Origin of the sequence: Endozoicomonas euniceicola (genome assembly GCF_025562755.1) — a bacterium.
Lineage (GTDB): Bacteria > Pseudomonadota > Gammaproteobacteria > Pseudomonadales > Endozoicomonadaceae > Endozoicomonas_A > Endozoicomonas_A euniceicola.
On the sequence record NZ_CP103300.1, the window covers coordinates 4,171,305 to 4,184,200 of the forward strand.

Annotated in this window: 2 protein-coding genes; both read left to right on the forward strand. The window is 50.7% G+C overall.

Going from position 1 to position 12,896, the window contains the following annotated elements; genetic code table 11:
* Positions 1-61: 61 nt before the first annotated feature.
* Complete coding sequence (locus tag NX720_RS16745) at positions 62-10,726, forward strand: TcdA/TcdB catalytic glycosyltransferase domain-containing protein (RefSeq protein WP_262596063.1); 10,665 nt, start codon at positions 62-64, stop codon at positions 10,724-10,726.
* Between the two features lie 126 nt (positions 10,727-10,852).
* Positions 10,853-12,649, forward strand: coding sequence for a hypothetical protein (locus tag NX720_RS16750; protein ID WP_262596065.1), 1,797 nt, complete (start codon positions 10,853-10,855; stop codon positions 12,647-12,649).
* Positions 12,650-12,896: the final 247 nt, after the last annotated feature.

Genomic DNA, 12,896 nt, shown 5'->3' on the forward strand with positions numbered 1-12,896 from the left:
TATACGCAAATAGACGTGTAATACAGTTGGGTCAGCTAAAGAGAAACACAGGTAATGAATCATGCCTAATGTTCCAGCCGATCAAAACAATCCACTGCCCAGGCAAATACATTTTGTTGTCATCGGTGAGCTGACAAAGGCTCAGGCCTTGAGGATTGAAACCTGGGCGAAGGCCAATCCGGACTGGAGTGTCACATTATGGAAAGATCAGGACAGTTATTTTGACCGTCTTGTGCTGGAGGCAATGTCCAGCGATTTGCTTAAAATTGATGAGTTAAGAGCGAAAAACAAGAGGCAATGGCAAGATGGTTTTTCAGTAAAAAAGTATAAGAATGTATCGAGCGATTTTTATGATTATGTGAAAATCTTCAGGCAACGACAGAAACAAATGGCATCGAATATTAATCATCAAGTTACATCCGAAGGTGAAACACGGTCGAATGTGGTTAAAAAATGGCTGATTTCCAATCATGGAAAAAGTGAAGAGATACTGGAGGAGGTTGTTCAAGAGCAACAAACTATTTATGACGTGCTTAAAAAGAGTAATGTTAATGTTGTTGATTTGGAGTCTGTTATTTCCACTTTAAGTCAGGATGAAGAAAAATTTTATAATGACGCCGCTTACACTTATGCTGATTTCACACTTGCCCGGAAACTAATGCAGTTAAAGGTATTGCAAGTGCATGGCGGTGTTATTATTGATGCAAATACTTTTCCAGACATAAATGATGATGTTTTTTCTGAAGTTAGTAGCGGTGAAGATCTATCTGCACTGTTCAGGAAAAGATTTGGTGGAATCTCCAGCTCAGTCGTCAATAAAGAAGATCTAGAGGAAGGCTTCCATCTCCTTGAAAAGAAGGCAAGGCTTCAAGGGCTGCTGCAAAGGGTTAATAGCCATTTTGTTAACAGGGAGGCTCCGTTAAAAGAGAATTATCTTGCAAAGCTCAGGGATTATGGTTACGGCTCTTATGAGGAATCTATTATCAGGGCGTCAAAGAAAGCGCCGGAGAATAGTTTTTTTAAACCTTTGGGCACACTGGAAATGGGAAATAAAGAGCTCTTGATTGCCGATAGTGTAGGAGGTAATGAGGGGGATATTGATTTTTTGGCAGCTCAGCCTAATTCAGGGGCAATCACTGTTTCTGTGAGAAGAATAGCTTCATTCATAAAATCGGAACCCTATATGTTAGGACTTGGGTTTAAGAAGTTAGACTGGGATACATTTTCACCAGAAGCTTTACAGGCCGTAAGTGATACTCAGAGCTACTTAGAACAACAAATTAGTAATAAAGGACTGACTGCCGAACAGGAAAAAAAATACGTTACTACTGCGCTTGATGCACTGTTTCAGCTCAGAAACAGGGGGATTGTTACACCTATGGATCCTTATGGTGATGCATTAGGTCGACGAAGCCTTGAGCTTACAGCCCGTAATCTGGGGCAAGTGAATACCCGCTATCCAGGTACGCCCTTTATTTATGAACCTGACCCCTCAAAGGGAGGAACTCATGGTATTGACCTGGCTTTTGATATCGCCACTGTAAAAGACACCTCTTATGATCACAAGGTGATTATTATTGCTGACACCCAGCCTGACATTATGTACGGAGGCGCTTTGTTATTTCAGCGGAACCCTGACCGATCGTCGTTAATGCTCTGGGACAATGATCAACAGCGCCTTATTACTTTGGCAGGGGAGGAGCGAGCGGTAACTGAAAACTCAAAAATTATTGTGACAGCTCATGGGGAGTATTTGAAGGTTGGAGAATTCGATGCCAGTGAAATTGCGGATATTATCGCTAAAGTCCTCCCTGATGGGGGAGGGGTCAAAAAAATAAGAATTAGGTCTTGTCATCTCGAGAAGTTCTTCCAATTCATTGATCCAAAATTGGAGTCCGCCTCTCAAGAAACCCTTGAGGATACCTTTGGAGGTTCTTTGCTACGTGCTCTGGAAAAAAAAGGTATTTCTGCCGGGGTCGTAGTGACTCATAACAAATTGTCTGTTCTCAGTAATTTTTTTGGGAATTTATATGCTTTTAGAATTGGCAGTAAAAATAGCAATTCTTATGTTAATATGATTCTCAGAAAGCCCGCTAACACTATTTTTGAAACTAAGCTTCTTGATGGCAAACTGTCACTTAGAACAAGGCCTGGCCAGTTACAATATAAACCGCAAGGCATAATGAGCGATACTATATCGCTACACAAGGGGTTTTCTCTTACACGTGATTCCCAACAGGCATTTGATTCTGCTCAGCTTTATGAACGCCTTCGTCGGGGGAACATTATTATTCCCGCTACTCTTGAGGTCATTGTCCTGGCTGCAGGGAATGAAGATTTCAATGGCAGGATCATTGCCCTGGGTCATCCCCAGTATGCAGAAGGCTTACAGTGGGTACTCAATGAGGCAATGAAATGGTCATCTTACAAGCTATGGTATGAAGAAACAAAAGAATACCTTGGTCTCGAAATTGACATCATGGCTACAATGATTGCAGAAGAGCATACTGGGATTTCTAGTTTTTTTCACAGAATGCTGGATCGGGATCGGCCATTTACACAATTAAAAAAGAGAATCGCTAACGGGCAAATTGAAGTGGTGGTGGGCAGCCTTAAAGACGTCGGTGGTATTATTAAAGCCCGGCACCCTGAACCATTCAGCTATGTGTCACAGAGTCCCGACTTTTGCAGGGTTGCCCCCACCCGAAAAAGGCGCTCCGCCTCAACCGCTTCCTGCCGTAATGACCCCGAACCCTTCATCGATTCCCTCAAGCTGCTGTCCGATGATAAAACCCAGATCGTTCTCGATGGTCTGCAAAAGGACATTGCCCTGGTCGATGCCCCGGAAGATAGCGCCCTGTTTAAACTTCAGCAGGAAATAAAAGGCTACCGTCGTAGAGTGGCGCAGGCAGCCCTGAAGCCGTCCCCGGGAAAACACAGCATTATTGCCCTGGACGAGGCGTCTTTTGCGTCGGCTAAAGAACTGGCCAGCAAGCCCGACAGCCGCGCTGAGGCCTTTCAGTTTATTCCCGGCAAAAGCGTGCTGGTCTCAGCCGATGGACTGGTGGTTCCCCTGGTTCAGGGCGGCAGTACCAGCCGGGTCAGCCTGGTGGGCAGCCCCGAATCGTTCGCTGCCGGTCTGGGAGCCCAATGCGTCGGGGACGTGGTGGCCGATGGTCGGGTGGGTCAGCTGGATGCCCTGGTTTCCTCTTCTGCGCAGGCCATCCGTGAAGCCTTTCCAGACAGCCGGCTGCAGGATCTGGCAGCGGTCAGCGACCACCAGGCAGTGAGTCCCCTGACGTCTGCTTTAGCGGCACCCGCTTTTGCTGCCTCCTTTGCCCCCCGGGGGTGGCAGGGACACGGTACGACACTTCGCCGCTACTGGAAGAGTGATGTGCTTGCCCTGCATCCACCACAATCTCAGTCGATTAATGCGGATATTGACAAGCAGTTGCAATTTGAACAGCTGGTCCGGAACTTTTCTGACTGGCTGGCTTCCCCCGAAGTGAATACCCCTGCGGGTTCTGACTATACGCCGTTGCTGACCACGTTAAAAAAAGTGAACAACCAGTGGCACATGGATTTTATCCGGGAGGGTACCAAGACAAAAAAAAACCTGCAGTTTATGAGTACCGCACCCGCAGAGTTAAAAAACTACCTGGACAGTCAAAACAAGGCTATCAAGCCCTCCGGGTTCCGGCATAAGCTAAAAAAACTGTTCAGGCCCACCCGAACCAGTGGTTACGTCTCTGAGGCCCTCTCCCTGGTTGACAGTGTCCAGATGCTGATGATCATCATTCAGCGGGAAGCCTTCTTTGAACAGGTCTCAAAAACCGAGGGAATGTCAGACTCCCTATACCGCGCCCTGGTGATGCACAGTTATGTGAATATGGGGATGGAGGCCACCCAGGCGACGGAACTGGCGGGCCAGGTGGTTAACCTGGTTAAGGACAGCCGCCCAATTAGCCGGATCCTGCCCAGTGAAACAAAAGTGGTGAAACGGATTCCCCCTGGTGGCGCGGGTTCGGCCAAGTCATTGGCGACAACCACCCGGCTAACCCGCTATGGCAAAGCGGTGAAGGCGGTCAAGTTTACCGGCAAGGCCCTCGGGGCGGCCGGTGTTGGATTGATGGCGTTCAGCACCGGGTTAACGGCTTACGAATACTCCCAGATAGAAGACGATGATATTAAGGATTTATACCGGTCAAAACTCATTGTCGAAAGCGTAGGCCTGGCGGCCGCCCTGTTCTCTTTAGTGGCCTCCGGACCGGTGGGGGCGGCCGTCGCGGTAGCGGTTTTCCTGGGGATGCTGATTGCGGAGGCGTTCTTCGCCGGCAAGATGAAAGAAATTGAGATACAGCGGAAGTTGCAGGTGGCCAGGCAAGCCGTAGAAAAGTTCAATGACATATACCGGGAGCTGAACCCGGACAGCTTTTTCCCCATCAGCGAGGAGAACAAAACCAGGGCCCTTGAGGCGGTCAGGAAAATTCTTACCAATCCGAACAAAAGCGATTATGGATGGGTCAATGATGAGTTAAAAGGGGCACTTTATCCCCTGAGCCCAACCGTCGTCGATCGTATCTTTAAAAAAATAAAGGATGAGTTCGGTAGTGACCAGTTTGAGATTAACAACAAAATTTATGATTTTCTGAACCAGGAAGGCCTGATTCCAGAGACCCACAGGGAAACCGCTGATTTCTACTTCAATCCGGCCACGAACCAGACGTTCTCTGTGGGCTTAAAGAAAATTGACCTTCAGGGAAAGCAGCTTGATTATGGCCGAATGTTTTTCAGGCACCAGCACTTTGAAACAAAAAAAAGAGGTACGACGGTGTCTGCGGTGCTGTTCCCGCTGGGTGATTTCACGGATGTTATCTATAGCTATGTGGAGAGCGATTGCAAGGCGGGCAGACGGCTGTCGTTTTATCAGTGTACGGATGGTATTTTCAATGTCACCGGCATTATGCCCGATAAAATAGGCACCGTTATTATGCCGGCCCGGCTGGACTGGGACTTCGGAGGGGAGTATACGGAGTTTGATGATGCCAGAACCATTCCCGACTCAGGTAGCCGGCGCTTTTTCGATGCGATCCACAACTCCGGGGCAAAGATTAAGTATTACGACACAAAAACGGTCAAGGGTGATAACCCAAGGGGAAGCAGCCAGTCTAATACGGTTGAGAAGGGGTATATGATTCAACGGCTTGTCAGGGAAGAGTCCAGGCACACGGACGTACTTTTGAATCTGGACTACGAAGACCATGACATTATATTCCCGCCAAAAATTCGGGAGCCGAGCAATACTGGAAGGGGGCTTCTGTACACCGTTAACGTACCTGACAACAGCAAGAATAATTACCGGCTGATCATCAAGGACAACTGGTCTATTAACCTGAAGAACCTGAAGAACGCCAGGTCGGCTTCGTTTAGCCTGTATTACCATGGGGATCGTGAGGTTCAGTGTATTAATCGATATTACAATTTGTATGAAGGGAAGCATTGCGGTTTTTCACGGACCGACGATGGGTTTACTTTTAAGCTGGGTGGCGCCAGCGTTTATTTTGATCTACCGAAAGACGCCCTCAGCGAGGAAGAAAAAAACCATTACAAGGTCATGATCGTTGATGATAACGCGGGCTTTAAGGTCGCTCCCCTTCACAATAAAGCACCAATAGAGCTGCTCTATTTTATCTCGAAAGGGCCAATTCAGGAGTCGGCACAACGAGTCCGGTATTTCACAGAGATTGAGGCGGCCTTTAACCGTAATGAATACAGTTACGCTTTCCGGCTCAAGCCCGCCCCGAAAGGCAGTACCAGGTATCTTTTCCCTGGCCGGTTCGTGCCGGTTATTTTGCAGAAGACTATACAACGGGTTTTTTTACAGGTCTGGTATGACCGCAGCAACAACATTGAGATTACATTTTGTCGGCAACCGGGTGAAGAGCAGGGGCATATTATCCCTGTTACGGGGGCTCCGAACACGGGATATTATTTCTACAACCGTCACGTCAGGTGGCTGTATTTTGAACCGGCTTCTCTCCAGAGCTCAAGCAGAACATGCCACTACAACAAAACATTCAGCGCTAAAGGCCGCCTTGCACTTAATTATGAAATAAAAAGTTACAAAGTCACTGACGATCCGGAACCGCAGCTGATGGTGATGACCGATGCCGGGGTCTGGTTTACTCTTGAGCGCCCGGTACCGGGGCCGGTTGTTCATCCATTCAACGTAACCCCTGTTTTTATCAGTACGACGTTTTTCACCCATGATAAAGCGTTGGACCAGGTGGCTGATAGCGAGCCCTCCACCAGATTTTTGCCTGTTAATCTTGTCAGAAAAGACAATGCCAGCCACCTGCTCCGCAGTGGCTTTTATGATACAAAAAACAAGGTCGTGATGACGTACCTGTCCAGCGCCATTGATTTTTACGACAAAGAGCAGATGGAAGCCCGGTGCCTGGCAGGCAGCAATGGCCGGAAAGTGATTCGCCTGACGTATAGTGACGCGTCAAAACAGTACCAGCTCGCCTCTGAAGACGATATTGCCCGGCGTCAATCGGTGACAACGGACTGCGTTGAGATAACCGGTTTGGGGGGTGTCTACCTGAAACTGGCCCCGGAGCTGACCCGCTCGATTATCAAAGACCACTCGCCGGTGCACAGCTTCAGAAAAGGAGACACCGTCTACTATGTGATGCACAGCAGCACTGTGGGCGCACTTTATTATGTCTCGATAGAACGGCCCCGGGTGGATTACGCAGACCTGCTGACCACCTCGCCGGGCACGCTGAATCTTGTCACGTTTGGCCGCAGCGCCCTGAATGTCAGGGACGGCAAGGGCGATTTTCTGGACGTCAGATCCCTTAAGAACGGTATCCTGGCCTTTACCCGTAACGGCTATATCCTGATGATCCCCAATGACGCGCTGTTGAACGGTACCCACCTGGGCAGCGCCCCCCTGGAAACTTACCAGTTCACTGGCTGGCATTACGGTTATAGCGACAATGATGAGTCCATTCGATTAAGCCTGCCTTCCTTAGCGGACGCTTCCCGGGAATACTATCAGTTGCCCAAAGACTCGAGCATCGACCTGACTGACCTGGATATGGGGGTCATCGTTGACGGACTGTATGCCGATCATTTTGGTGAGGACAAGACTGCCCCGGAAAACTGGAGCCCCCGGCAGGCTTCTGCATTTCTTACGGATCTCAGGCAAGCCGTCAGGGGCGTTTGCGACCAGTTTGCGCTGGATTTTGGTGAAGAAGCCCCGGACCTGGTCCGACTGCCGATGGTAAACCCACCGAAGGGTAAGCCCCTGCCCGCTTTTTTAGCAAAGATGGATTTCTGGTATCTGCGCTCCAGAGACCGGCTGTTTGCCGCCAATGCCGACGATGCGTTCAGAATAGGAGGGGACAATGGCAACTCCCTGATGGCCCTGAAGGGCGAGGAAGACAGCATCCCCTACCGGTTTTACATGGGTCCGGTAGCCGGCGGGAATCCAACCCCCGGTACCAACTCAACACTCAGCACCAACTCAACACTCAGCACCAACCCTACACTCAGCACCAGAACGATACCCAGCACCGGCCCGACATCGGAACCACTGACCGAGTGCCCCCGGAACCGGGTTGTCCCGAGCCTGCTGCCCGAGGTGCTTCGTCCGGACGTTTCCGTGCCCTGTGAGGACGGTGACGACAACCCTGAAGCAAGCTACTTCTGGAATAACGTCAGACAGCAATGGGAAGGCCGCAGTGGGCATTATTCATTCACTGTTGTCGATGGTCACAAAACGCTCTCCGGCCTTCATTTAACCAATGACCAGCAGACTCAGAAACAACAGCGGGGGGCTTATAGCCTTCTGGTCAGTAGTAACGGTAATTTAATCTACGGAGCCTCCACATCTTACAAATATGTCTGGCCGAGGCTGTCCGGGAAAGTATCGAGCCTGCTATCGTCTGATATGCCCTCCCCCTATAAAAACTTTTCGAAGCAGCCACTGCTGGAGATTGAGTTTGCACCCGACTGGCTGAAAGCCAAAAAATTCCGCCAGGCATGGTATGACACACAGGATAACCTGTTATTCCTGGGGCCCGAAACCCGCAAGGATGATGAACTGGTACTGATTGGTAGACTGGACGCCGGCCGTCGTTCCGGCCAGCTCACGCAAACCGGAGCTTTGTGTTTCAGCCGTAAAAGACGCAAGGTCTTTTTTATTGACAAAGATCGGGCCATACCTGCTCATAAGCCATTCGACGGGGCAAGCCCATTTGCGCAGGAGCTTAGCCGCCTGTTAGACATTGAGGTGAGCCGGGACGGTCATGGGCTCCGGGTCTATGGCAGCGGCAGGGATGACCGGTTAACCATCTCTGACTTTTTGCTGGATACCCTTTACTTCGACAGGGGCAAAGGCGCCAGGCGGTTAACCCCGAACCCGGACCGTCCCCATGACCTGACCCTTTACTTTGACGGCAAGGGCGGCAATGACTCCTTTTCGATGAAGTTCAGTGACCTGACTTATTGCGCGCAGGTGATCATTAAGCTGGAAATGCAGCCTGCTGCAACGCCCCCCGGGGATAACAATGGCCAGTCTCAGCGCATCCGTATTCATGCCCCGGCGTTTCAAAGCACCCTCCTGCGTGACAAGAATGACCTTCTGATCCTTGATCGTTTTGATCCTAAAGGTGTTTTGCGGATCAAGCAGGTCTGGACGGCACCGCTGGCCCCCCTCCCAAAACCCACAGGCATTCAGTTCAACGACGCTCGCTTTACGCTTGACCAGTTACGGGTAGAGGTTCAGGCCAACCAGGGTATTTATATGCCGCCACTGGCGGCCGGCACCGGCGCATTGCCTCCAGCCCCTGTACCTGCCACCCCGGACAGACCCTTGTTCATTGATGTGGCGCCTGGCTTCCTGCTGGTGCCGAAGAAACAGGCAGACACCCTGAAACTAACCGTGCAACCGGTCAGCGGGGCGGTCAGCGGGGCGGTCAATGGCACGACCAGCATGACGGTCGAGGGGTATCGCTTTGCCCGGGGCAGCGTCCGGGTGCGTCAGCTCAGCACGGAAGGGAGCAAGCCCGCTTCAGGCTACTATAACCTCGACTTTGACGATGGCCGGGGTTGCCACAACTGCCTCTCCCCCGCCCGGAGCACAAACCAGACGCAAACCATAGGGGGGCATGAGTTTACGGTTTTTGAGGCACCCGCAAAGCTGAACCTGAAAAACAAAACCAAATACCTGGCCCAGTGGAACAACACCCTTGGTTTCCCGGTGATCGGCAAAGAGCAACTGGACGACTATGGCCCCGTGTTTGATAAAGCCAGCCCTTACCCGGTGCTGGCTTTGGATAACCCGGCCATGCTGGACGAACAGCCGGTTTTCGGTGTGTTTTATGATGTGGATATCAAGGCGCTGCGGTTTGCTTTTGAAAGCACCAGCCATAGGCTGACCGTTACCATATGGCGCGGTCAGAACCTCATACGCAAGGGGCACATGAACCGAACCGACACCGCCAGCCTGAATGTCCTGCTGGTTGATCGGGAGATGGGCAGACAAACACGACACAAAGTCTTTCCCTTCTCCCTGTCATCACTGAAACTGGTTGCCCGTGGCGATAACTGGGCGCTGGAATCCGGTGACTATCGGTTTCACCTGGGTGCCATTGATGACCGGATACTGGTTTTTGAGCGGCTCAGCCCCTCAATCGTGACGACTTTGTCTAAGGCCATGCCTTTCGATGGCTTTGTGTTTGCCGGTGAGCAGGCCAACGAACGGATTAAAATGATGGAGCTGGCCGAACGGCTGGCACCATCGGTGCCCCGGTTATTTGACGGGGCGAAGGCAGCCAGCCCCCAGATGGACGGCAACGGCCTGAATAACATTCTTTATATCGCCCCGGAAAAAGCGATCCGCGAGGTCTATGGCCATAACGGCAATGACCTGTTCCTGCTGGGAGACCCAGACCAGAAAGGCGGCCAGGCAAACACCCGGCAAACCATCAACCGAACTCCGGTGGAGCTTAATGGTGATGCTGGCGATGACATTTACGACATCCGGTCATCACGGAATGCCACCGTCACTGACAGCCAGGGGCAACATACTGTTATCCTGTCGTCAGGCTCCAGAAGCAACCTGAGGTCACTGGAGGGTAAGAAAAGCACCCGGCTCTACCTCACTGACCTCGAGCCGGAGGAGGTGCAGTTCAACCTGCGCCGCAAAACCGGTGGCAGCAACCTGAACCAGACGACGGTGGATAACCCGGGCAGTACCGGCCTGAATGATACCTTCGTAGTGATCCCCCACCAGGGCGCGGAACTGGCGGTGATTAGCCTGTCGGCACTGGATAGCATCTACTTCAGAGGGCGGCGTTACACCAGTGACCCCACAGGCTGGGTAACGGGGCGCAACCGGACGCTGGCCGGGCCCGGAGTTAACCGGTTTGGGCCGGAGACACCGGAAGGGAAGATCATCAGTGGCCAGCGCCTGGCTGCCAGCCTGATGCCAGCCGGGGATAAAAAGAGCGGGAAAGCCCGGCTCCGGGTGCCCGAGACCAACCAGGGTTCAGCGCGGATAGAGCAGCATTTCCAACAGCTGGTGCAAAGCCTGGCGCCTTTCAATGCCAACGTTATGGGAGGGGAGGCTACCTTTGTGCCGGGAGCGCAGAACGTGACCAGCCTGAACATGACTTCCCCCCTGGCCAACACCACCACACTGCCAACGACTTGAAAAACTGGAATCATAAGTTGAATTCCAGAACTATACTCTCCGGCTGAATTTGCAAGGGAATGCAAAGACTGTGCTGCAAAACCATTGTAAAACTATTTATGTCAGTCGGTGGAGAGGTATTATTTGATGAACTCGGGACGTAAACGAAACTATCATCAGCTGTTATTTGTCGGACTGATTGTGGTGACGGGGTATGGCCCGCTTGCCCTCGCCCGGGTTCCGACTGGCTTTTCCATTTATCCCTATATAATGACTGAACGCGGGCTAAAAGCTTACTCCCTTTATTATCCTGTACAGAATTTGCGTGTATTTTCCGTCCCCCTGCTATTATCTGCTGCTCATTTTGGATTGATCAGCATGCCCAATACCAGCCCCACCGCTGGAGGCAATGAACGCTCCAGGCAAGAAAAAACGACTGATGATAAAACGGATGATAAAAAGGATAAAACAGGAACAGCCTCATTCTGTGGGAGTGCTTCCGGGAAAACCGAAGGAGAAGGGCAATGGCACACCTATAACAGCGATGATGACGATGATGATGACGGAGAGAACAATCAGGCCAGACATAATCATGGGAAACATTGTCCGGCCTGTAATCATGAAACTTGCAATTACGCCTGGCAGGAACCGGGGCAAGGATTTTATGTCAAACAATCGAGTCTGTATACAAATGATGATTTAGAAAAGCATTGGGTGAAGCATCCTAAACACTACTGCAACCATGGATGTCGAAGCCACTCTCACTGTAATAGGCATTGCAGGCAGTTCAGAGCCTCAGGAGCTCCAGTGTCTGTGATCTGTGTTATCCGGCAGGGAAACAGTAACCGCTTTTTATCTCTATCTTCCAGCGGACTGCTGAATCTTTGGGAAAGACGGAGAAATGGCTTTTTCTTATTACAGGATTTCTATATAGGAAACATCTCTATTGAGGCAATAGACCAGTTTACAGTGAATGGGAATCAGGTAAGAGTTTACGGCAATCATAGAGTGGTATCCCTTGATGCAGATAGTTCTGGCAATTGGCAAGGGCGTTTACTGACACCTTATAGAACCGCAGCTGGCATCTTGCCCGACGGGCGTGTGGTGACTTATGCACCCGGTGGTGGTTTTGCAGTCTCATTTCTGGAAGAAGGCTCCCAGGCTCAAATACCTGACCGGCTCCCTCCGCTATTGGCCTTTCACCCCCTGGGGCCAGAGCAGTTTATTGTTGCGACCCGGACTGGCAATCAGGTTCTGCTGACGCGATGGACGGAGTCGGAGGGGCAGTGGCAGCCCTCCCTGTTATCGCAACTGCCGGACACGCCGGCTCAGCTGCATATAGGTGGAAACAGTGACGAACTGATTGTGGTTATGGTTCCCAAAAAAGGAGAGCCCCGTATCCGGGTGATCAAGGCAGGGGATGAAACTGGCCAGGGTGAAACCACTGAATTGCAGCAGCTTTCTTTAAGCGGGCAGCAGGTCATTGGCGTGACTGGTAATGGCAATATCTTCAGCAGGGATTCGTCTGGTCACCAGATTCAGGTGACGACAAGAACCAGCGGGCAGTGGGTGACTTCAAGCTTGCTTCTGGAAAGTGGCAGTCATTTATTGATGAACCGCAGGGCACTATACGCTGATCTTGGATTTACTCTACCAGGTGAGCAGTATCTTACAGGGCAGAATCTGGCCATCCTCGGGGATGGCAGGATTGTAACAACCGCAATAAACCCAGAAGAACAGGGCGGTGAATACTTTCTGCTGTGGTCCAGAGGTAGTGATACCACATGGACATACCGGGTGCTTGGAGCTATTGAGGAAACTGTCGTTTACCTTGCGGAGCTATTTCCAGGACGATTAACAGTCTGTGATGATCGTGGAGGGATTAGGGAAATATCGTTGGAAGGGTCAGAAGACGGCAATAAACAGTTTTTTACGAAAAAATAATCTATCAACAAGACTCTTGCCGTGCAAATACAGTTTATACTCATGAACCTACTTGCAACTTTAGTAACCATACTACCGCTGACATATTTTTTTATTTCAGACATTCTTTTGCTGATTGATCCGACAGATAAGCCCTGTAAATCTTTGCTGTGTGGCGGTTGCCAGTACAGCATTAATTTTCTGGTCAAATGAAATGACGTAGATATACAAAAATGAACATGTACTAGCAGTTCAGTCAGCCAAAGTG

Bases quoted from the DNA above. Each gene is read 5' to 3' on its own strand.
- NX720_RS16745 (WP_262596063.1), top strand. From the start codon at position 62: ATGCCTAATGTTCCAGCCGATCAAAACAATCCACTGCCCAGGCAAATA.
- NX720_RS16750 (WP_262596065.1), top strand. From the start codon at position 10,853: ATGAACTCGGGACGTAAACGAAACTATCATCAGCTGTTATTTGTCGGA.